18 protein-coding genes are annotated in these 23,335 nt (G+C 39.4%); 7 read left to right on the top strand and 11 right to left on the bottom strand.

The annotated features are described in order from the left end of the window. Positions 1-7 precede the first annotated feature (7 nt). The 3 genes from OB69_RS17280 to OB69_RS17270 all read left to right on the top strand — a co-directional run bounded on the left by OB69_RS17280 (position 8) and on the right by OB69_RS17270 (position 5,399). Positions 8-3,169, top strand: a complete 3,162-nt coding sequence (locus tag OB69_RS17280; protein ID WP_053225017.1) for an efflux RND transporter permease subunit — start codon at positions 8-10, stop codon at positions 3,167-3,169. Continuing rightward, on the top strand, positions 3,162-4,595 hold the full coding sequence (locus tag OB69_RS17275; RefSeq protein WP_053225016.1) for a TolC family protein: 1,434 nt from the start codon (positions 3,162-3,164) through the stop codon (positions 4,593-4,595). The genes OB69_RS17280 and OB69_RS17275 overlap by 8 nt, the downstream gene beginning before the upstream one ends. A 309-nt stretch (positions 4,596-4,904) precedes the next feature. After that, positions 4,905-5,399: a hypothetical protein gene (locus tag OB69_RS17270; RefSeq protein WP_071426816.1), complete on the top strand. Its 495-nt coding sequence runs from the start codon at positions 4,905-4,907 to the stop codon at positions 5,397-5,399. A 105-nt stretch (positions 5,400-5,504) separates the two neighbouring features. Here the strand turns inward: OB69_RS17270 and OB69_RS17265 are convergent, their stop codons facing one another. The 8 genes from OB69_RS17265 to OB69_RS17230 form a co-directional block, all read right to left on the bottom strand. Further along, complete coding sequence (locus OB69_RS17265) at positions 5,505-6,668, bottom strand: TlpA disulfide reductase family protein (RefSeq protein WP_053225014.1); 1,164 nt, start codon at positions 6,666-6,668, stop codon at positions 5,505-5,507. 99 nt (positions 6,669-6,767) lie between these two features. Continuing rightward, on the bottom strand, positions 6,768-7,370 hold the full coding sequence (locus OB69_RS17260) for a short chain dehydrogenase (RefSeq protein WP_053225013.1): 603 nt from the start codon (positions 7,368-7,370) through the stop codon (positions 6,768-6,770). A gap of 3 nt (positions 7,371-7,373) precedes the next feature. Further along, positions 7,374-7,643 (bottom strand): CBU_0592 family membrane protein, encoded by a 270-nt coding sequence (locus OB69_RS19010; RefSeq protein ID WP_053225012.1) that lies wholly within the window; start codon positions 7,641-7,643, stop codon positions 7,374-7,376. A 44-nt stretch (positions 7,644-7,687) separates the two neighbouring features. Next, on the bottom strand, positions 7,688-7,990 hold the full coding sequence (locus OB69_RS17250; protein WP_053225011.1) for an ArsR/SmtB family transcription factor: 303 nt from the start codon (positions 7,988-7,990) through the stop codon (positions 7,688-7,690). Between the two features lie 118 nt (positions 7,991-8,108). Further along, a complete protein-coding gene (locus OB69_RS17245) occupies positions 8,109-9,476 on the bottom strand; it encodes a TlpA family protein disulfide reductase (protein ID WP_053225010.1) in 1,368 nt (455 codons plus the stop codon). Between the two features lie 165 nt (positions 9,477-9,641). Beyond that, positions 9,642-10,088 carry a hypothetical protein gene (locus OB69_RS17240; protein ID WP_053225009.1) on the bottom strand — a complete coding sequence of 149 codons (447 nt, stop codon included), beginning with the start codon at positions 10,086-10,088 and terminating at the stop codon, positions 9,642-9,644. A gap of 162 nt (positions 10,089-10,250) precedes the next feature. Continuing rightward, positions 10,251-12,887, bottom strand: a complete 2,637-nt coding sequence (locus OB69_RS17235; RefSeq protein ID WP_053225008.1) for an ABC transporter permease — start codon at positions 12,885-12,887, stop codon at positions 10,251-10,253. Between the two features lie 140 nt (positions 12,888-13,027). After that, positions 13,028-13,372 (bottom strand): PadR family transcriptional regulator, encoded by a 345-nt coding sequence (locus OB69_RS17230; protein ID WP_053225007.1) that lies wholly within the window; start codon positions 13,370-13,372, stop codon positions 13,028-13,030. Positions 13,373-13,641: 269 nt separating this feature from the next. Between OB69_RS17230 and OB69_RS17225 the strand changes: the two genes are divergently transcribed. From OB69_RS17225 to OB69_RS18515, 4 genes are all read left to right on the top strand, one after another. After that, a complete protein-coding gene (locus OB69_RS17225) occupies positions 13,642-16,128 on the top strand; it encodes a hypothetical protein (RefSeq protein WP_053225006.1) in 2,487 nt (828 codons plus the stop codon). 2 nt (positions 16,129-16,130) lie between these two features. After that, positions 16,131-17,249 carry a carboxypeptidase-like regulatory domain-containing protein gene (locus tag OB69_RS17220; RefSeq protein WP_082338223.1) on the top strand — a complete coding sequence of 373 codons (1,119 nt, stop codon included), beginning with the start codon at positions 16,131-16,133 and terminating at the stop codon, positions 17,247-17,249. Positions 17,250-17,392: 143 nt separating this feature from the next. Then, positions 17,393-18,190, top strand: a complete 798-nt coding sequence (locus OB69_RS17215) for a LytTR family DNA-binding domain-containing protein (RefSeq protein WP_053225004.1) — start codon at positions 17,393-17,395, stop codon at positions 18,188-18,190. 100 nt (positions 18,191-18,290) lie between these two features. Next, positions 18,291-19,538, top strand: coding sequence for a S41 family peptidase (locus OB69_RS18515; RefSeq protein WP_053225003.1), 1,248 nt, complete (start codon positions 18,291-18,293; stop codon positions 19,536-19,538). Between the two features lie 428 nt (positions 19,539-19,966). On the opposite strand, the gene OB69_RS17205 is transcribed toward OB69_RS18515, so the two are convergent. The 3 genes from OB69_RS17205 to OB69_RS17195 form a co-directional block, all read right to left on the bottom strand. After that, a complete protein-coding gene (locus OB69_RS17205) occupies positions 19,967-21,418 on the bottom strand; it encodes a nicotinate phosphoribosyltransferase (protein ID WP_053225002.1) in 1,452 nt (483 codons plus the stop codon). Positions 21,419-21,443: 25 nt separating this feature from the next. Continuing rightward, positions 21,444-22,307 carry a ribose-phosphate diphosphokinase gene (gene prs / locus OB69_RS17200; protein ID WP_053225001.1) on the bottom strand — a complete coding sequence of 288 codons (864 nt, stop codon included), beginning with the start codon at positions 22,305-22,307 and terminating at the stop codon, positions 21,444-21,446. Positions 22,308-22,373: 66 nt separating this feature from the next. Beyond that, a complete protein-coding gene (locus tag OB69_RS17195; protein WP_053225000.1) occupies positions 22,374-23,063 on the bottom strand; it encodes an NUDIX hydrolase in 690 nt (229 codons plus the stop codon). Positions 23,064-23,335: the final 272 nt, after the last annotated feature.

Genomic DNA, 23,335 nt, shown 5'->3' with positions numbered 1-23,335 from the left:
AGAAAAGATGTTTAATAAAATATTACACAGACCCGTCTTCGCAATTGTGATTTCGGTCGTTATCATTTTCATAGGTGGGCTGGCCATTAAGCAGCTGCCTATCTCTCAGTTCCCCCAAATAGCACCAACCACGGTTAGTATATTTATTGCTTACCCTGGCTCTAGTGCCGATGTTTTGGTGAAGTCTACCCTCATCACTTTAGAAAATTCAATCAATGGTGTTCAAGACATGCGCTATATGGCCACAGATGCTACAAGTGCTGGAGAAGCTACCATAAACGTGGTTTTTGAACCCGGTACAGACCCCAATCTGGCGGTTATCCGGGTGAAAACTCGGGTAGACCAAGTAATGCCGTTGCTGCCTGAATTAGTGCAACGGGAAGGGGTAATCATTACGCCCATTCAGCCAAGTATGCTGATGTATGTTAACCTGTATGCGGACAATGAAAGTATGGATGAGAAGTTCCTTTACAATTACGCTAACGTTCAGATGATCCCCGAAATAAACAGGATTAAAGGGGTTGCCAGATCGCAGATTTTGGGTAGTAGAACTTATGCCATGCGTATATGGCTGAACCCAGATAGAATGCGCGCCTATAATATTTCTGTGGAGGAAGTGATGGAAGCCTTGGCAGAGCAAAGTATTATTGGTAGACCAGGTAGAATTGGCCAAAGCTCTGGTATTGCAGCCCAATCTTTAGAGTATGTACTTACCTATAAAGGTAGGTTTAACAAACCCGAGGAATATGATAACATCATTATTAGGGCTAATTCTGAAGGAGAAAGCATTCACTTAAAGGATATTGCCAAATCAGAATTGGGGAGTGAGTTTTTCGATATCTACTCTAATTTAGATGGGCATCCTTCTGCCGCTATTGTATTAAAGCAAAATTATGGAAGTAATGCCAGTGATGTAATTGCCGAGGTAAAATCGAAATTGGAAGAAATGAAAGCCAATTTCCCTCCCGGAATGGACTACAAAATTAGCTATGATGTATCTCAATTTTTAGATGCATCAATTGATAAAGTACTCCACACTTTGGGTGAAGCTTTTATTCTGGTTGCTGTGGTGGTTTTCCTATTTCTAGGTGACTGGCGATCTACCTTAATTCCTACGCTTGCCGTTCCTGTTTCGTTAATTGGTGCGTTTTTCGTGATGCAGTTTTTCGGTCTTTCCATTAACCTAATTACGCTTTTTGCGCTGGTGTTGGCCATTGGTATAGTGGTAGATAATGCCATTGTTGTGGTGGAAGCAGTGCACGCCAAAATGGAAGAGAAAAACCTTTCTCCTTATGTGGCTACGCAAGAAGTGTTGCACGAAATCAGTGGTGCTATTATAGCCATTACTGCGGTAATGACAGCCGTTTTTGTTCCGTTGGCATTTATGACTGGTCCAGTGGGTATTTTCTACAGGCAGTTTTCTATTACCATGGCTTCGGCAATTGTGCTTTCTGGTGTAGTAGCGCTTACGCTTACGCCTGTGCTTTGTGCCATGATTTTAAAGAACAATCATGGTAAGCCCAAGAAAAAAACGGTAATGAACAAGCTCCTCGATGGATTCAACAATGGCTTTGAAAAAATGACCGGGAAGTATACTTCTTTATTAAGGCGAATTGTAAACAGAAGAGTGGTGACTTTCGGTATTTTGATAGCGTTTTGTGCGGGAATTTATTTAGAAAGCAAAGTACTTCCTTCAGGCTTTATTCCGGGCGAAGACCAAGGTACTATTTATGCGATTATCCAAACTCCTCCGGGTTCTACCTTGGAAAGAACCAATCAGATATCTCAAAAACTTCAGAAAATCTGTGAAGAAATTGACGGGGTAGAATCGGTTTCTTCATTGGCAGGTTATGAAATTATGACTGAAGGAAGGGGCTCTAATGCAGGTACTTGTCTTATCAACCTCAAACCTTGGGGAGATCGAGAAGAATCTGTGAAGGAAATCATGGAAGAGCTGGAAGAAAAGTCGAAAGGGCTTGGGGCTGTGGTAGAGTTTTTCGAGCCACCAGCAGTACCTGGTTTCGGTTCTTCAGGTGGTTTTTCAATGCGTTTGTTAGATAAAACTACCAATACAGACTATCAGGAATTTGATAAAATCAATAAGCAGTTTATTGAGGATTTGGGCAAGCGCGAAGAGCTAACAGGTCTGTTTACCTTCTTCGCTGCCAATTACCCACAATACGAATTGGTGATAGACAATGAATTGGCAATGCAAAAAGGGGTTTCTATTAATGATGCTATGGAAAACCTCAATATTTTGATTGGTAGTACTTATGAGCAGGGCTTTATCAGGTTCGGACGTTTCTTCAAAGTTTATGTGCAGTCAGACCCACAATTCAGAAAACTTCCTTCAGATGTATTAAAACTCTTTGTTAAAAACGATCATGGAGAAATGGTGCCTTATTCAGCCTTTATGAAAATTGGGAAGAAGCAAGGGCCAAATGAGGTGACTCGTTATAATATGTATAATTCAGCTTCTATCAGGGGCTTACCTTCTAAAGGATATACTACTGCAGATGCTATTCAGGCAATCAATGAGGTGGCCAAGGAAACCCTACCTAAAGGCTATGATATTGCTTGGGAAGGACTGTCATATGACGAGGCCAGTAGCGGAAACCAAGCCATTTATATTTTCATTATTGTTTTGGCCTTTGTGTATTTTGTTTTGGCAGCCCAGTACGAAAGTTTCCTTTTACCACTTGCGGTTATTCTATCAATTCCTGTGGGGGTATTTGGTTCATTTCTATTGCTCAAATTGATGGGCTTAGATAATGACATCTATGCTCAAATCGGTCTGATTATGTTGGTGGGTTTACTTGGAAAGAATGCTGTATTAATTGTAGAGTTTGCTGTTCAGAAACATAGGCAAGGCTTTACAATTCTTGAAGCAGCTATTGAGGGAGCAAAAACGCGTTTCCGACCAATTTTAATGACTTCATTTGCTTTTGTGGCTGGTTTGATTCCGCTTGTAATAGCCACTGGAGCCGGTGCAATTGGTAACCGAACCATTGGCGCTTCGGCATTAGGGGGTATGATGCTCGGAACAATTTTCGGGGTAATAATCATACCTGGGCTCTATTTCATTTTTGCGAAAATGGCAGAAGGCCGTCAATTAATTAGAGATGAACACGACAGACCATTAACCGAAGAACGATTTAAAAATGCGTAATAGATTGAAATATAAACACATAGTCGTAGCCAGTTTGTTAATGGCCTTTTCGGCTTGTACGGCTCCAGAATTAGTGCAAAAAGTGGCTAATACAGATGTGCCTGATCGTTATTACAGCGATCAGGATACCACTAACACCGCCAATATGCAATGGCGAGAATACTTTACCGATCCTTACTTGGTATCATTAATTGATACTGCTCTAAGCAATAATCAAGAATTGAATATTACTCTTCAAGAAATTGAAATTGCAAGAAACGAGGTAAGTGCGAAGAAAGGGGAATACTTGCCTTCGGTGAATTTAAGAGCGGGAACGGGAGTAGACAAAGTAGGACGATATACTCGTAATGGTGCGCTAGAGGCGAATACGGATATCGAACCAGGCAGAGAATTTCCAGAACCGCTAGGCGACTTTATGGTTGGCGCTTATGCCACTTGGGAAGTGGATGTTTGGCGCAAACTGCGTAATTCTAAAAAGGCAGCTTTAACACGCTACCTCTCTTCTGTTGATGGGAAGAATTTTATGGTCACCAATCTGATTGCTGAAATTGCCAACTCTTATTATGAGTTACTGGCATTAGATAATCAGTTAGATATTGTCAAACAGAACATTGTAATTCAGACTGGTGCTTTGAAAATTGTAAAGCTGCAAAAAGAAGCCGCTAGAGTTACAGAACTGGCGGTGCGTAAATTCGAAGCTGAGGTATACCATACTCGTAGTTTACAATTTGATATTCAGCAGAAAATCATTGAAACGGAGAACAGGATCAACTTTTTGGTGGGGCGATACCCTCAATCAGTTGAGCGGGACTCTAAAACTTTCAATGATCTGTTGCCTAAACAAATTCATTCAGGAATTCCTTCGCAATTGCTAGCCAACCGACCTGATATTAGACAGGCAGAATTAGAGCTAGAGGCTTCGAAATTGGATGTGCAAGTAGCCAGGGCTAGGTTTTATCCTTCTGTAGGAATTAGTGCTGGTGTTGGACTTCAAGCTTTTAACCCAAGCTTTTTGCTAAAAGCCCCTGAGTCATTACTGTACTCATTGGCGGGTGATCTTATGGCGCCTTTGATCAATAAGAATGAGATTAGAGCCACTTATAATAATGCCAATGCAAAGCAAATTCAGGCTGTTTTCAATTATGAGAAAACGATTTTAGGTGCTTTTGTTGAGGTAGCCAATCAGCTTTCAAACATTGAAAATTTAAAGCAGAGCTATGACTTGAAAGCGAAAGAAGTTGATGCGCTTTCACAGTCAATCAGTATTTCAAATGACCTTTTCAAATCGGCAAGGGCAGATTATATGGAAGTATTGTTGACACAGCGCGATGCTTTAGAATCTAAGTTTGAACTGGTTGAAACTAAAATGCAGCAAATGAACGCCATGGTTAATATCTATAAGGCGCTAGGTGGTGGTTGGAATTAGTTAACTTTAACCTAAGATACTTTGTAGCAATAGAAGGTCCATTTTGCAGCAATGCGAGATGGACTTTTTAATTTACAGCAATTGAGGACAGTCAAAACCTTTTTGTCAATGAATGATTTTATCTCATATTCTAATGTGAATGATTTAAATGATGTTTAATCGGGCAAAATGTATGTGTAAACTATCTGATAAATCAATTTTGGCTTTATGTTTGCGCATCTGAAATTCAAGACTCATTTTTTTAATGACTATTCTTATTTCAAACTGAAAACTCAATTATTTTTTAACATCACAACACAATACAACACAATGAAAAAACAATTATCTCTACTCTCAATCATGGTAATGACTGTGATTTTATCGAGCTGTGCTAGTATCTTAAGTAGAAGTACTTATCCTGTTAGCATCAACAGCAATCCAGCATCTACCATATCAGTAACGGATGCAAGGGGCACAGAAATTTACAAAGGCAATACACCCGCAACAGTAGTGCTGAAGTCGGGCGATGGATTCTTCAAAAGAGCGGCTTACCAAGTTAAGTTCGCAAAAGCTGGTTATGATGAAAAAATTGTACCTATAACTTTTAAAGTTGATGGTTGGTATTGGGGTAATTTACTACTAGGTGGAGTAGTAGGTATGTTGATAGTGGACCCTGCTACTGGAGCTATGTATAAGCTCGAAAATGAATTCATTAACGAAACTCTTCTTAGGTCATCTGCAAGTGCTTCCGAAGCTGGGTTGAATGTATACGGAATTGATGATATTCCTGCTAATTGGAAAGCGCACTTGGTGCCATTAAAGTAAGTTTACTGTTTTATAATAATAGTTAGCCTCTGAGCCTGATGAAATACAAAGGCCATTCTAATCATTAGAATGGCCTTTGTTGTGCTTTATGGTTATATAGAGGGGTTACTCTAAAATCTCATCTAAAACATCAAAAGCCTCTTCGGTACTGCCTACAAAACGCTTGATGATTTTTCCTTCAGGGTCTAAAATAAACTTAGTTGGGAAGCCCGCTACATTGAGTTTTAGTACAAGGTCTTCAGTTTCGTTTTGGGCCAACACCTGTTGCCAGTCGTAGTCGTATTTATCAAGAAACTGAACCATCTTTTCCATGCTGTCTCCGCTGTTGATGCCCAAGATTACTAACTGATCTTTGTATTTCTCTTGGTATTCTTTTACGGTTGGCATTTCGGCAATACAAGGGGCGCACCAAGTTCCCCAAAAGTCTACCAATACATATTTTCCTTTTAAACTGTAAAGCTCAAATGTTTCGCCATTTGGTGTGGCATTACTGGTGAAGTTCGGAATGATTTTTCCTTCCATAGTAGACTCAATTCCTTCTACTCTTTGCGCTACAGCCTCGTAGTAAGTGTATCCTTCTAAGCTTTTATCGAAAGACTTAAAAATTTTGATCGCCTCATCTTGTGATACCTGACTGCGCACCATCATATCTGACAAGTACCAAGCAGCAGCTTCTGACTTTGGGTTAGAGGTCACAAACTCTTTTTTCATTTCGTCCACTTTCTCATTCAGTAGGTTCATGGAATCGGTAAGAACTTCATAACGTGGGTCGGTGTCCTCTAGCTTGTTTTGCTCTAACTGCATGTTCACAGCTTGATTCAATAGCGGAAAAATTTTGCTGTTGATGCTCGCCAAATCGTCATTAGCTGGAGTTCCGGTAGGGTAGGCGTCTACAAAATCGGTTACCTCTCCTTTAAACTCGATGTAATCTCCGGGGGCTGCTAGAAAAGCAAATTGAGAAGATTTGGCTGGGTAATAGCCTCTGTCGGTTCTTTTGATGGTGTTTTCCACATTCGGCCAAAAAACAATAAATTCCGGTTCACTGATTTTTGCGGTGTAGGTAAACTTTCCATTCTCCACAAAAATGGAGTCAGAAACTCTATTTCCCTCGGCATCTTTATAGCTTCTGGTCATAAATTCAGTATCAAGCCCTTTAAGCGTTCCCGTTACTGTAAAGCTATCGGGTGCTACTTTTACTTCTGGCTTACAGGCAAAAAGTACAGCAGTGAGTACAAGTAAGGAGGTAGTTTTTTGCAATAGGTTTTTCATAGTGTTTTTCGATATATATGGTCGAATGCGTATAGGTATTTTAAATGAAAAGAAGATTTCAGAGAATTGCTAGTGGAGTTTTTTAGATGGTGAATATTGCTATTCATAAACCCTAATCACTTCGCCACGCCCTCTACCGTTTACACTTCTTACATAAGCGTTGATGGCTTTGTTCATCGGGATTGGGTTATGGCCAGGGAAATAATCTCTGTACTTGTCGTAAGCATCTTCTACCATACCAAGCGAGACCACATTTACTCTAATGCCATTTTCCATTTCTAGATCAACCGCTTGTACAAAGCTGTGAATTCCGCCATTAACCATGGCCGCACTCGTAGTTTTGATCACAGGGGCATCGGCCAAAATACCAGTTGAAAGTGTAATCGAACCTCCTGGGTTTAGATAGTTCTGACCAATTCTGACCAGGTTCACTTGTCCCATTAATTTACTTCTTAATCCGATATAATAATCTTCTTCTGAAAGCTCATTAAAGTTGGCCCATTTGGCTTCGCCAGCAATGCAGATAATGGCATCTAATTTTCCTAAGCACTCTAAAGCAGATGTAATGGATGTAGTGTCCGCAATGTCAATTTGAACATCTCCATTGGTTCTTGCGCCAATTAATACTTCGTTCTTTTCTCTAAAATGGGCTGATACTTTCTTTCCGATTGTACCATTGCCTCCAACAATTAAAATTTTCATCTTTTATAATTTAGTTTGAACTGGGTTCTTTAAAAGTGTTTTCTTTCTTGACTTGTAAATGGTTAAGGTAGCAATCACACTCCATAGTAAATTGGTTACAAATGGGGGAATTGCATTGTAATGAAAGCAGTTGATGGCAATTAAAAGGCCGCCAAGTAGGTTGAGGTATTTCCCAAAGTTCAACCAGCGGTTTTGTTCCTTTAAAGTTAAAGCGTAAGCAGAAATTATTAGTGCGGACCCGGTCCACCCTAATATGTCATACACGATATTCATAGCATTTAGATATCTCTATATATAGATTTGAAAGTTTAAATTTTTTATAAAATGAACTTAGAGAACTCTTTTAAGGTCTCTTCATTGCGTTTAAAGTATGACCATTTACCATGACGTGTTAAAACCAATAAGGAACATTTTTCCATATTGGTTAGGTAAGTCGAAATGGTGGATTGAGAGAGACCTGCCTTTTCTTGAATGTAGGTTACACATACTCCATCATTAAAATGCTGTAACGTTTCATGTGGGGGGAAGTGAGTTTCTGGCTCCTTCAACCATTCCATGATCTGTAACCGCGTTGGGTTTGAAAGGCATTTTGCTATTTCAGTTGCTAGCTTTAAATCCATGATGCAAATATATCTATAATTCTCGATATATAAAAATGATTTTGAAGATGGTGGCGACAAGTCATAAAAAAAGGAACCATTTAAGCGGTTCCCTTTTGGTTGTGGTGATGAATATTTTTTAAAGTAGTTCGTCAATCATGGTGCGTACTTTCTCTTCTGAAGGGCGAGGAGCAAAGGCGGTAACAATATTAAAGTTTTCGTCAATAAGAAGGTAGCGCGGAATACCATTGATTTTGTAATCGGCCAATTCTGCCTGACTGATCAAATAAGTCTTATCTGTCCAGCCTTTTTTCTGAATATAGTTTTCCCAAGCTTTAACATTTGTGTCGATAGAAACGGAAAGAAACTCTATGTCTTTGCCTTTATAATCTTCTTTGAGTTTCTCATAGGCCGGTTCTTCGGCAATACAAGGGCCACACCATGTTGCCCAAAAATCGACATAAATGACTTTACCTTTGTATTGAGAAAGCGGATGTTTTTCACCGCTTTCGGTGTTCATTACAAAATCGTAAGCAGCATGTCCGGGGTCGAGGCTATTGTAAGAAGAAAGCGTGTATTCAATGGCATTTTGGTAGTCGGGGTTTTTCAATTCGGCCATTACGGTTTTCGATTGAACCACAATGCTGTCTACTAAACCCGCATTTTTAAGAGAGTATAAAAAGGATTCTGTTTTTTGGAATTCCTTCATTTCTGGTGTTAGGGTGAAATCAGTAAAAAAGCCACTGTTTCTGAACTTCTCGTTACTGAATACCCCTAGCATATCTCTGAAATTGGGGTGTTCTATGTATTTATTCTGGTCTAGGTTGGCTGTTTTTTCATTCAGAATTTCTTTGGCTGGCGTCATGGCCTTAATCCAATTTTCATCACTAAACTCAAAGTAATCTTTAAAACTGGCGTAAATCGGGAAACTTTCTAGGGTGTTGATGTAGTCTAAATCGAGTCTAAGTTTTTCAAATTCTATAAACTTCGCGGAAGCATTTTTTACGTTTTCTAGTTTGGTTAACCGGGCTGCATTTTCTGTTTCGGCCAGTTTAACGATGTCTTGCACATCTGGAGATTTAACCTCTCTTCCACCCGAAAGGTAGGAACCACTTTTTGGAAAGGGAACGTCCATTAAATAGCGGTTTACTTCAGCACCTTTGCCTTCAAAAGTAGCCTTGTTCGGATCCATATAATCAAGGCTCACCACCAAGCTATCGCCAGGGCTTAAGTAGAGTTGATTTCTTCCCAAACTAAAATAACCCTCTTCTTCCAATACAAAAGAAGTAGAGAAACGATTATTGGCATCTACAGAAAGCTCAACGTTTTGAATGCCTGTTAAGCTTGCTAGGCTGCCTCTAGCGCTTAGTGTTTTGGTGGCGTTATCGAAGTTGATAAGTTCACCCTGAATTACTACGGTTTTTGAGGGCTCTTCTTTTTCAGATGAACAGCTAGTGAAGATAAAGAAGGCGAGTAGGAACAATAAAGGAGATTTAATATTTCGCATAGAAGATTTTTTAACCAATTGATATCTCAGAATTAGCTTCAAGTTAATTGTTTGCTTCTGTTTTTCAAGTTGAATTTATTGTAGGAGGTGTGCTTAAATCTAGACTTCGTATATGTCACTGCATACACTTGTCAGACCAGTAAATGATGTTAAGAAAAAATGCCTTTATCGTTTTCTGCTGTATTTCCGCTTTACTGTGCAGGTTTCGGTGCTTCCTGAATTCAGAAGCTCCGTAGTTGTAATTACCAAGTTGGGTCCGGTTAATACGTAAGTAGAGTTGATGTCAATACTATTGGGGAAAATGGGAGGGCTAAAAGTTATTTTTTCGCTTAGGGCTATGAAGGTGCCCTTTTGTACGAGTTCACCATTTACGGTGTATTCATAGCTTGAGTTTATCAGTGTTTTTAATTCAATATGCTCTTCTTGACTACCGCTAGGGTAGGTGCTGCCTTGACTACAAACGGCTTCTTCTTCTGTAAAGACCCATGTAGTGAAAAAATCAGGATTTGTAATATGTGTTATTGCAGGCTCCTCATATCGACAAGAAGTAAGAAAGAAGCAAGACACCACAGTGGCTAATAATAGGAATGTACGCTTCTTAAATCTGAACATAGGTGTTTTTATAAGCAATTATGAGGCCATGTGTGGAGGTTGTGTTCTGTCTTATGGTTAAACAACACTTAAGGCAAAAGGTTGCGAAATGTAACGCCAGTCATTAAAAGAAAAAAACACTGGTCAGACTACTTCGTGTGGTCTGACCAGTTGTAAGTATGTTTATTCTGACCTTAAACTTTTTACGGGGTTGGAAATTGCTGCTTTTAATGCCTGAAAGCTTACCGTGATTATGGTAACGAGCAACGCGCTTAATCCAGCAATAGCAAACACCCACCAATACAATTGGGTTTTTACTTCGTAGCCATCGAGCCAGCCTTGGAGAACATTGTAAGAGACTGGAATAGCAACAAAGCATGAGATTATAACCAGTAAGGTAAAGTCCTTTGAGAGCAATTTCCATAGGTTGATTACGCTTGCGCCAAGTACTTTTCGAATGCCAATTTCTTTGGTGCGTTGTTCGGCAACGAATGCTGAAAGGCCGAATAACCCTAAGCAACTGATAAGAATCGCTAGCAATGTGAAAAAGCTTGCCAGACTACCAATTCTCAGTTCTCCCTCAAATTTTCTATTGTAATCGTCATCGGCAAAATGATAATCGAATGGTGCTTCGGGAAGTATTTCTTTATAGACTTTTTCGATTGCAGGTAGTGATTGGCTAGCGCTTACATTTGGGTTGAGCCTAATAAACATATAACTCATATAGTCTTGTTCTTGATCTAAAAACATGACCGACTGATCGGTTTGCTGAAAAGGAGAACCTTTAATCATGTCTTTTACCACGCCAATAATTGTATAATTTTTGGCTTCTCTCCATCCAGGGTTGTACCTAACTACCGCTCCGATAGGGTTATCAAGGTTCATTTCTTTCAAAGCAGATTCGTTGATAATGATGGAGTTTTTATCCGTTTCTAAATTTGGGTTGAAGTCGCGCCCAGCAATAAACTCCATGTCTACTGCATCAGCATATCCGGTAGAAATGGTAATTGTGTTGAATGACTTATCGTAGTTGGGATCCATTCCTTCCCAAGAAAAACCATGGTTCCAACCAAAGGTGCTCGTTACCGAGTAATCAGAAAAACCAACAGCTTCGGCCATGCCTGTGTTAAGAATTTCCTTCTTTAATAGTTCTTTTTGATTTCTAAAGTTAGGAGATGCTGGTGCTAAGGTAATCATGCCTTTGGGCGAATACCCGATAGGTCTGTCTTTGGCTGCCTGAATTTGGTTGTTCACGGTTATGGTGCCAATGATTAAAGCAATTGAAATAGTAAACTGAAACACTACAAGCACCTTACGAGGAATGGATGCGCTTTTCCCAAACTTAAGTCCGCCTTTAAGCGCCTTGAGTGGTTTGAAACTAGAAAGATAAGCCGCAGGGTAGGAGCCCGCAACGAGTGTTGTGAAGAGTATGAATGCAACACCGAGCAACCAAAACTCAGCTATATTCCAAGGTGCGATAATGGCTTTTCCTGCGGTTTCATTAAACCAAGGTAGTAATGCTTTGAGCAGCAAAAGTGAAATTAAGAAGGCCGCCAAAGTATAAAGTAATGACTCAATGTAGAATTGAGAAATGAGCTGTTTTCTCATTGAGCCTAATGTTTTTCTAATCCCCACTTCTTTGGCTCTTTTTTCAGAGCGAGCGGTGCTCAAATTCATAAAATTGATACAGGCCAATAACAAAACAAACACGCCTATTACGCCATACAGCCTCACAAATTTCATTTCACTACTCAATACTTGTTTTCCATCTTTCCATTCCGACCTTAAATGCCAGTCTTTCATTGGATGGAGAAACAAGGTTTGACCTGATTCGTTAGCCCAATCATCATAATGGCTTCTTACTTTTTCAGCAATGAGCGCTGAAAGATGATTCTGGTCAACATTGTTGGCTAGCTTGATATAGACATCAATATTATAATTGTTCCAAACATTGAATGCTTCTGGTGTTTCTCCAAGTAATAATGATAGACGGGAAAAGAAGGTGGCATTACTGAACTTGGAGTTTTTTGGCAGGTCTTTATAAACTCCGCCCACTAATAAATCAATAGAAGAATTGAGTTGAACGTTCTGTCCAACTGGATTTTCTTTACCAAAGAGTTTTGCTGATAATGACTCAGAAAGCAGGATAGACCTTTTCTCTTTAAGTCCTTGAGTTGTTCCGTAAATCATTTCTAGACTCAAGGCTTCTGGGCCTTCTGGCTGAAGAAAGACTCCGATCTGCCTAAATTTCAATTCTCCATTTCCGATTACCGGTGCCTGTGTTCTCGACCTGACCATAAATAGGCTTTCAATCTGATCGGGAAAGGACTCTCTAATGAGTGTGCCCATTCCAGTTGTTAGCGAATTGCTTACTGAAATACCTCCTTCTCCGTTGTCTTCTGCCCGCAATACCTGAACAATTTGATCATAGTTTTTATGGTACTTGTTGTAATTGAGTTCGTCCTGAACCCAAAGGCCAATAAGCATAGCCACTACTATGCCCATGGCAAGACCAAAAATGTTAATAAAAGAGTAGCCTTTGTTTTTGAGCATTTGTCTATAGCTCACTTTAAAATTGTGGTTGAACATAGTACTTGAGTTTTTGAATTTGATAAACCGAAAAGCAAAGGGTCGCATATAGTTAATGACCTGAAACCAATAGTTGCGTTTTGCTTTTCGGGCTGAATGTTGTTTTAATGTTGAATAGAATTTCTCGTCCAAATCGCCCAAAACCTCTTCTGCCAGTTCATCTTTAATAAACCAGTTGAGTAGCTTTTCAGCTAGGCGAGGAGGGGTGATATGGTTCTTGGAGTTGTTCATAGTTTCTGAACCGTCATTGCGAGGAAATGGATGTTCGATAGATAAATCTATGACCGAAGCAATCTCACTGGTTATGAAGAAGTAAAGATTGCTTCGTCACAAACTTCGCGCGAGCAGAAGTTTGTTTCTCGTAATGACGCCTAGATGTTAAAATTTAGTTTACTGCCAGCAAAGGCCGGAAACTGATTCCAAAGTGATACTTTAAAATCTCTAGCCTCTTGTAGCGTTCTCTGACCAGAAGCCGTTATGGTGTAAATTCGTTTTCTTCGTCCACCACGTTCGGCAGTAGATTCACCCATTTCTGATTCTAGAAATCCTTTTTCCATTAATCTGTTAAGAGTGGAGTGCACCGCCCCAATGGATACGGCTCTACTGGTTTGCGATTCAAACTCTTCGGCAATTTTAAAAGCGTAGGCTTCTTTATCTAAAATACCAACCAAGAGCAGAAGTGTCTCTTCAAAGTCTCCTAAGCGTGTTTCTTTCATAACTTACTAGATTGTAGAACAAACATAAGAAACAAATTTAAATATGTTCTACTTTTTAGTAAGTAATAAATTGAACGAGTGCTAACTGGAGTAACCAAGTGTTATGTTAAAATTTCTTTTTGCTATAAAAAATTTAACCATAGTAAGGTCATTTTTTTTGTTAGGTGTTTTATTGTTTTGAAATTATTCTGAATCCGAGTACATTGAACTTAGTTATACGTTGTTTTTATTTTTTGTGTAATTCTTGTTTTCAACCTTATCTAACCCTTATGAAATCCAAATTGACCATTTGCTTCATTCTAATTTGCCAGAGTTGCTTGGTGTTTGCTCAAAAGGCTTCGGGCATTGAAGAGATTAGCCAGTCGCTGGAAAATTACGATACCTCTTTTCCCTTCGAGAAAGCCTATGTTCATACCGATAGAAAGTACTATTCGGCTGGTGAAATGGTATGGTTTCAAGCCTATTTGGTTGATGGAAAAACGCTTGAACCCTCTGGGTTGAGCGGAAGTATTATGGTGGATCTATATGATTCGGAACACAAGCTTATAGCGCAACGGAAAGTCTATTCGAATGGAGGTTTTGGTAATGGTGACATTAAACTACCGAGTGACCTGAAAGCTGGAGTTTATATTCTGAAGGCCTACACTAATTGGATGAAAAATTTCGATGAGGGATTCATGTTCGAAAAGAAATTACTGGTAATGGATGGTTCATGGGCACCAACAGAAGTGAACAGTAGCGATATAGACGTTCAGTTTTTCCCAGAAGGCGGACACTTGGTAGATAACGTAAAGAGCAGAGTAGCCTTCAAAGCCATTGATGTTTCTGGTCGAGGGGTTTCTGTTTCGGGTCAAGTGACTGACGAATCGGGTAACGCCATTACTGACTTTACTACTGAACATGACGGAATGGGGACTTTCTCTTTCACACCAGAAATGGGGAAGAAGTACAGCGCTAAAATTGAAGGCAGTTCAACAAGCTTCCCTTTGCAAACGGTGGAAGATAGAGGTTTTGTTATTGAAGTAGATAACAGTAATATGAACCTTTTAAAACTGAAATTGCGGTCTAATGAAAACACGAATAAAGCGCAAAACTATAGCTTAATCATTCATTCTAAGCGCCAGTTAATTTATGCCCTAGAACTCAAACTTACAGAAAACGAGAACCTGATTACCTTGCCTAAAATCCACTTTCCTAACGGTATTTCGCACATTACTTTATTCGATAGCGAGTCGAATGTTGTTTTGGAACGACTGATTTTTGTGGATAATCCCAAAGGAAAAATCACGGTGAGCACCGATCAGGAAACTTATGAGCCCAGAAGTAAAGTAACTGCCAAAATTGATGTAAAAGAATCGAACGGAATGCCAGTTGAAGGTTTGTTCTCAGTCAGTGTGCTAGACCTTGGACAAACGCTTGACAGAGCACCCAATCAAGCCATTTATTCTGATTTATTCCTCACTTCTGACCTTAAGGGCTACATCGATAACCCGATGTATTACTTTGATCCCAACAATGAAAAGGCAAAAGCACACTTGGACTTGGTAATGATGAGTCATGGCTGGACACGTTTTTCTTGGGATGAAATCTTACAAGGTTTGCCCGAACCAGAATACCAAGTGGAAAAGGGGCTGTCTATATCTGGAAGGTTGATGAATTCATCAGGAAAGAAACCACAGGCAGAGGGTGAAATCACCATGATCAGTCAAACCGACAATATGGAATTATTCAATACAACTCAGACAGATGAAGAAGGGGTGTTTAGTTTTAATAATCTTAGATATTCTAATACCGATAATGTGATTTTGCGCGGCATGGGGCGCAAAGGAGATAAATATGTAAAAATTGTGATGGACAGCACTACGAATACACCTGCGCTCAGTTCGGCCTTTAAATCACGTTTTGAAACGCAAGTGATTAAACCAGAAGAGATTACAAGCTATACAGAAAAAAGTAACTTCCGTAAATCTTATGTAGTTACTTATGGGTTTGACTCCCTCATGTTCAGGGACCTAGGTTCTGTAACAGTAGAAGGAAAAAAGCGAGGGGAAACTGTTTCTCGAATGGCAAGTAGTACTTATGGACTGAGCAACTATGTAATCAACTTTAATGACATTAATATAAAGACCTATATCAACCCACTTGATGCCTTAGAAAATAGAATCCCTGGTTTTAGAACCAATATTGCAGGGAATAATGGTAGCAAGGGCAGTCAGTTAGGTCCTAATGGTGCTGGTCGTATGACCAATTACATCACTATTAGAAACCCGGGCGGAACCGAGAGGGAAGGAATGGGAGGGACGGGAAACGACAATATGCCCCGTCTTTTATTAGATGATAAACTCATCACCTATGATCAAATAGTTTCCATGGCACCCAGCATGATTGACAGGGTAGAGGCTTATTATCAAGAAACGAGAAATGTGTTTAATACAGCTGATTTAGGTTGGGTATTGGCTTTTTATTCTAAAGAAGAGGGAGCCAAAAACGTGATCACCAAAAAACTAAAGAATGGTTATGATAAACCGAGAGAGTTTTATGCTCCAAAATACGATGTAAAGGAACCTGTGCATAGTCAGCCAGACCGCAGGGTAGTGCTTTTCTGGAAACCGATGTTATTGATTGAAGATGGTGAAATTACATTTGACTATTGGAACAGCGATATGGATACAGAAGTAATGATTGATGTTCAAGGACTTTCAATGTCTGGTGAGCCTTTTCATCTGGTGAAAAGTTATAAAATAGAAAAGAAATAAACATGGTTAGATTTAGGTTCTTGTTCAGCTTAATGCTCATTCTGAGCAGCTTAACTTTAGTTTTGCAAGAAGGTTTTGGCCAAATTAGAGTACTGAAAGGTAGGGTAGTAGAGAAAGAGAGCGGAAACCCCATCAGCTATTGTACGGTTGCTTTAGTGGGTACATCTTTGGGAAGCATAACCGATCAGGACGGTTATTTTGAGATTAAAGACTTGCCCAATGAGACCCTCAATATTGTGATTTCTCACATTGCTTATGAAAATAGAATATTGGTGTATGACCCGAAAAGGCTTCCTGAATCCTTAATTATAAAGCTCGATCCAGCAGTAGTTGAACTTGACCAAGTTGAGATAAGCACGAAGGGCAAAAGTAGAGTTGCACGGAAAAGACGAAGAGAGATAGGCGACTTTTACAATATGGTTTTAGGCACTGGCTATGATGACAAGGATATTGAACTTACAAATGCAGAAATCATCGACTTAAAAGACTTGACTTCTAAAAGCACAATCTATAGCACAAACTATGACCTCAATTTTGTTAATCAGCACCTTGGCTATGAGATTGACTACTACAATTTTGCTTTTTACATGGCCGATAAAGCGAAATCTTTCTTTGGTTACCCTGTTTTTACAGAAATGAGACCCGAGAATGAGGAACGACAAAAGCAGTGGGTAACTAACAGAGAGAAAGCTTACTACGGTTCATTAACGCATTTTTTGCGTAGTTTGATAGAGAATAAAGTGGCAGAAGAGAATTTTTTAGCAAGCCTTACCAACTATAACCCTTCGTCATTCGATTCAAAAAAAATGAGTAGAAAGACCGAAGTGATTCGAATCGATTCAACAGGGTATTCAGAAGGGAATGTCCACATGATCTATCATAAAGAAAAAGAATTCTACGAGTTGAGCTTTGATGGCGTAATTGAGGTTTTTTACGTGGGCCCCGGAACTGAAGAGTTAGAAACCACGCCTTTGAGTTACATAAAAGTGATTGGAACAAGGGCCATTGTCTACCCAAATGGTGTGCTGAAAGATCCACTTTCTATTATGACTTATGGCTATTTGGGCAATAAAGGTGTGTATGAAATGCTGCCGTCAAACTATTTACCCAAAAGGAAGTAACGGTGAGAGAAATGGATTTTTTAAAATAAGTCTTCGTTACCCTAAATATCATTAACAGACCCCTTTCCCCATGAAGTGAACTTTGTTATTTTCTCCCTTGAAAAGAACGGCTTTTCCAATATCATTGTAAGCGAAAGCCAGATATGTTAAAACAGCATTACCCATTCGATCCTTCCATAAAGCATCATGTACTGATAGCACTTGGTTTGGCAGTATGGGTTTTTGTGTTTCTCTTTTTTACCGAACCGCTTGATGTAGGCCAGCTTGATTTGAATGAAAAGCTGGCTTATCTGCCGCTCTATGGTTTTTTTGGCTCCATTTGTTATCTGATTTGCTTGCCATTTCAGTATTGGCTGTTTAAAAAAGTAGGGCAGTGGCCTATTTGGGCGGAACTCACTTTTATGTCTTTCGTCATCATTATTGGTTTTGTGGCTACCCGCTTGGTTTACTATTATTTGGTTGTAGACTCCGACCCTTATGCCTATACCATTTCCTATTTTGCTACTGCCATTTATTTGCCTGCGGCACTCACCGTTTTTCCTATCGTGGCCATTGGCCGTTGGTCTTTTGGTAAATACAAAGAGAAGCGCTTGGAGAACGATAAAATTGAAATTAAAGGCACGGGGAATTACGAGAGTTTGCGTCTGCAATTGAATGATCTTATTTGCATTCAGTCGTCTGATAATTATGTGGAAGTGACTTTTGACGAAGGAGGAAATTTAAAGACTCAGCTGATCAGAAATAAGCTGACGGCTGTGGAGGAGCAACGGCCAGAATTGATCCGAACCCACCGCTCTTTTTTGATTAATGCTTATCATTTTAGACAATGGAAAACGGGGAATCGCAAGGTGAATGTGATGCTTACAGGCGACATTGAAATACCCGTTTCAAAAACTTATCAGGCTGCAGTAGAAGCAGCCGTCAATTCCACCACAGAATAGTGTGATTTCGCCACAACCCTAATTAAATAGGTTTAAAGGCCGATTTCTGTTTGTACGTTTGAATCAGTCAAACACATAAATACACGCAAAACAAACAGACATGAAAAATTTAATGACCCTAATTTTCCTTATTACTTTAAGTTTTAATCTTTCGGCACAAGCCAATTGCGACTGCAAACCAGAGCTAGATTTTGTGTACGACCAAATGCAAACTACCTATTCTTTCAAAGACCAAATCAAGGGAGATCAGAAAGAAATTTTTGAAAGCCTTTATCAGAAATTAAGCACTCAAATGACCGGGGCAATGAGTCTACCAGACTGCTTTTGGAAACTCAATCAGTTGATGTCATTAGTGAACGATAAACATGCTGAAGTCTTTGAAAAAAAGCCTGATTTTGAAGCTGATAAAATATATGATTCGGCATTTGTGAAAGCATACCGAGCCACCGATGCTTTCCTCAATTTCCCTAAAGCAACAATCGACCTTGATGCCTTAACTGCTGAGCTAAAATTGAAAGCTGCCAGCGATATTGAAGGTATTTACAACATTGGTAGTGTGATGAAAATGGGTGTTTATCGCATTGATGATACTGACAGTTTAGTAGGAGTGATTTTACAATCGCAACTTGGTACTTGGGCACCAGGACAGGTTTTCGCTTACCTGAAAGGAACCCAGCAAGCTGACCATTACGATATCGCTTTTTACAATCAAGTTTATAAGCATTTGACATTCGCGAAAGCACAATACTTTGCCAATGGAATGCTTTTCTCTAATGTGATCAAGGAAAACGCAGGTGAGAATCATAGTTTGATCAATGGGGAAGAAAAGGAGGGTTATGTGTTGTCGAACTTAACAGATGATGTGCAATACGTTTGGTTGAACAGCTTTAACCGCAGGACTATGGCGACTAAACGCGATGCATTGATTGAACAAATTGAGAATGAGCTTAAAGCCCCAAATTTGATCATTGACTTGCGTAACAATGGAGGAGGAGCAGACAAGATCTCGCTTCCGATTTTGAAAGCATTGAAAAAGAAGACAGAGCTTATTTATGTGATCACGAATTTCTATACTGGATCCAATGCAGAAATGACTACTGTGCGCTTAAAACAACGTTTTAATGCGACTCAATTAGGACAAAGAACTTATGGTGCCATTAGTTATGGTTCTAACTATGGCAAAACCTTTCATTCCTCTTCTGGGCTATTTAGTTTTTACCCTACGGATATGAGACAAAGACAATTTATTGAGTACGAAGAAATAGGGGTAGCACCAGATATTGCTTTAAAGGCCGATACTGATTGGATTGAGCAAACGCTCAACTATATCAAAACTCAAAAGCAATAATTTTAAAGAGACCGGGTCAGATGTGTTTGACTGCTGTCTAATCCAAAAGAGACCGTTGAAAGGCGGTCTCTTTAATATTGTTGGGTTGACGTGAAACTGTAAAGCCCCATCACATACCGTCACTCTGAGTGTTTTTGAGGTACGAAAAAACCGTTCCGAATTCTCGGAAGAGTCTGTCTGTTCAAAGTGGAGGTGTTAAGTACAGACGGATTCTTTCTTCCTCGTACCTCGTCATCAGAATGACGCTCCGAACAAGCTCAATTATAACCGTCACTTTGAGGTTGAGTTTGAAAAACGAAACCGTAAGAGTCTGTTGGTTTGGAGAGGAGGTGCTAAGTACATATGCTTCGATTTGGTCTTTTGAATGGCTCCGAATCTTAAAAGAGACCGCTCAAGGGTGATCTCTTTGCTGATGAAAATTAAGCATTTCAACAAATGATTTGTTCTCGTATGTCCTTCAATGATTGATTAATAAGTAATTTCCCATCTCTAAATATTTCTTTCAGCTCACCTTGTTTTTCTTCCTCCCATGAAACACAGTCTATTAATTTAAAGCTTCCATTTTCTTTAACCACTTTCATCAATCCTCTTGCAGACTTTTTTGTGCCATCATCTGTAACAGGGTCTTTGTAAATCTCCCTTCCTTCTCCATTAACTTCACCATAGGTGGCTTTCATGGCGAAACCAAAAGTATCTCTAGTGTTATACTGATAAGTGAAAGAGCCAACTCCTAAAACTACATTCGTGGATGCAAAACCTTTTGATTTTAAGTTTTTACAGATTTTTTCAGCCCGCTCTAAGGTGATGCTGTCTCCGTAAATTGCGCCAATGTGAGGGTCTAATTCTTTATATCCTTTGTGATTCACTTTGCCTCCAAATTCATCCCAAAGCAATTCTATTACTCCTTTTTTCTCCGATTCGATTTTTCCCTCAGGATTTCCGCAAATGATTTTCACAGGGTCACCACTATCCGGGCGAATAACCAGCTTTCCATCTCTAGCCAAAACTTCACTTTTCAGTCGAGGCAGGAAGTTGGTCAACACTTTCCATAAATCCCATGTGTCTGATACTATAGAAACTATTCCATTGGGATACACCTCAGTGATCAATCGTTTAAAGGTTTTAAATTCACCTGTGTCTGTACCCATACTCATTACTGAATGCTCTGTGGCGGCTACAGATCCACCTATTAGTTCTGTGTCAGAATCTGCTCCATAATATTCTTCTAAGAAATCGATGCTAGGGATGGTGTCGGTACCTCTAAAGCTTAATAAGTGGGCAGCTCCACTTACTATTGCAGCCTCTAATCCAGCCATTCCTCTCATGGAAAAATCGTGGCCTTGCCAATCTACAAACTCAGGAGTAGAGCTGGTTTCCTCCGCAAATTTATCTAGGATTCTTCTGTAGGCTTTTGCAATAGTTGCAGAATTGCAAGGCATCCATATCGTAGTAGAAAGCAAGGTTTCAAAGTAATTAGTAAGCCAAAAGAACTCATCAACTGTGTTGTACATGGTAAACATAGGAACTCTGAGAGGTACTGAAGAGCCTTCTGGAAGCGCTTTGAAAACCATGGGTATATAGCCTAGATCATGAAGTCTGGCAATGTGGTCGGTTCCCACGGCATTAGGACCTAAATAGTTATTGATCCTTCGTGCATATTTTTTAAGCACTGGCTCTTTGGCTTGACTGAAAAAGTCTTTTTCAAAGTCTTCGATCACATACTTTTTTAAAAAATATTGAAGACCAAAGAAAACTACTTCGTCTATATTCTCCAGTCTACTCATTCTGGGCGTCCAGTTAGAGTAAACCAGTGTAGTGCCAGTAGGGTATTGCCTTCTGTGATCTACTTTATATCCGTCTGTGAGTAGAAGTGGGTTCATGACGTTTGTGTTTAAGGTTATTGTGTTAATTATTGAGCGTGTCGCTTTTTAAAATATCACTATTCAGTTTAAGCTGTGTAAAGTTTTTTGCTTGATGGATGGTTTTGAACGAGTCCGTAGTATAAATATGATCGAAAACTGTGCTTAGGGCTTCTAACCCTTTGCTGAAAATGCCATGGCTTACGGCCAAATAAAGTTTTCCTGCATTCTTTTCTTTGAGGGCTTTTGCTAAACCCATAAAGGTACCACCGCCATCGCATATGTCATCTACAATTAGACAAGGTCTATTATTCAAGTCATGCGCATACACTTGGAAATTAGTGATTTCTCCCGTGTTAACATTTCTGGATTTTGAGCATTCAACTACTTTATTTTCCTTAAGGCTTGAAGCCAATTTGTATATTTTCTTAAGTGCTCCACCATCTGGAGAAACAAGTAAAAGTTCTTTAGGAAGTTCTTCCATTGCCTTTTTAATAAAATCTGTGTTGTCGATTACTTCACAATTATTAAGTAATGCAGGAGTTACTTCTGAGTGAGGGTCAAATACTATAACCCGATTATAGTTTTGAGCATTGATGATGTCAGTATAAATTTTTACCGTCAATGGTTCACCTGCAGTCATCATCCTGTCTTGTCTTGCTGCTGGGAAATAGGGGATTACAACATTGATCTTGGTGATTCCCATTCTTTTGAGTGCATCAGTGGCAATGAGCAACTCTCCAAGCTTGTTGAAGCTCGTGATCCTGTGAGAGATAGTTATTTCCTTGGAACTCCCTTCAATTGGAACAATTCTAATATGTGACTCACCTCCAGGGAAGGTAAATAGATTGAAGTTTATCTGTGGCAGATCTGGACAGGGAGAGAAATGAGGATCAAGATTAAGAATCATATTTGCGTATCTTTTACACAAATATGTGTGCTAAATTTTTAATGTCAAAACTATTTTGTGTTATTTTTACGCAAATTTAATATCGAAGTGAAATCCAGACGATTCTAGTTGACTATATTTCCTTTTGTTGAATCTATAAACAGCCCCTGGTCGCCCGCTACCAGTCTTTCTCAATTCACCTGTCTCTTCAAGAAGCCCGAAGCTCAGTATTTTCTTTCTGAAGTTTCTTCTATCTATTTCTTTTTGAAGAATTGTTCGGTACAAGTTTTCTAAATCAGAAAACACGAACTCATCACCTAGCAAATCGAAACCAATCGGTTTATAATGAACTTTAGATTGCAGTCTTTCTAATCCTTTTTTAATGATTTGGTTATGGTCGAAGGGGAGTTGGGGTAGCTTATTGATTTCGAACCAGTTTACATCTGAGGCATCAGTGTTGGCTTGAATATCGAGTTGTTTAGGGTTTGCCAAACCCAAGTAGGCAATGCTAATAATATGTCCTCGGGGGTCTCTATTTACATCGTCACCAAAGGTGAACAACTGCTCTAAGTAATCAACAGTAACGTTGGTTTCTTCTTTTAACTCTCTAGCTACTGCCACAGAAAGCGGTTCATTGTATTTTACAAAACCTCCAGGTAATACCCATTTGCCTTTCATGGGGCCATACTTTTGTTTTATCAAAAGAATAAATAGGCTACCATTCTCATATCCGAAAACAACTGGGTCTACAGCGACTTTTATATTTTGAGAATCCATATGTGTCAAATTTACGCAATAGGTGATGAAAATCACACATCCCCCTTGAGGTTAATTGAAGTACAGATATGGAGCAATGTATGATTGGTTAAAAGCTATCGCTCAAGCTAAATTAGGGCAATATTTTGACTGCTGTCTAATCCAAAAGAGACCGTTGAAGGGCGGTCTCTTTAATTTTGTTGGTGGTGTAGTGAAACCGCAAAGTAGCGCAAAGCCTCATCACTTACCGTCACTCTGAGTGTTTTTGAGGTACGAAAAAACCGTTCCGAATT

The organism is Roseivirga seohaensis subsp. aquiponti (genome assembly GCF_001267955.1).
In the GTDB taxonomy this organism is placed as follows: domain Bacteria; phylum Bacteroidota; class Bacteroidia; order Cytophagales; family Cyclobacteriaceae; genus Roseivirga; species Roseivirga seohaensis.
The sequence above is the reverse complement of the archived record's forward strand: the minus strand, read 5'-3'. Positions and strand labels throughout refer to the sequence as shown.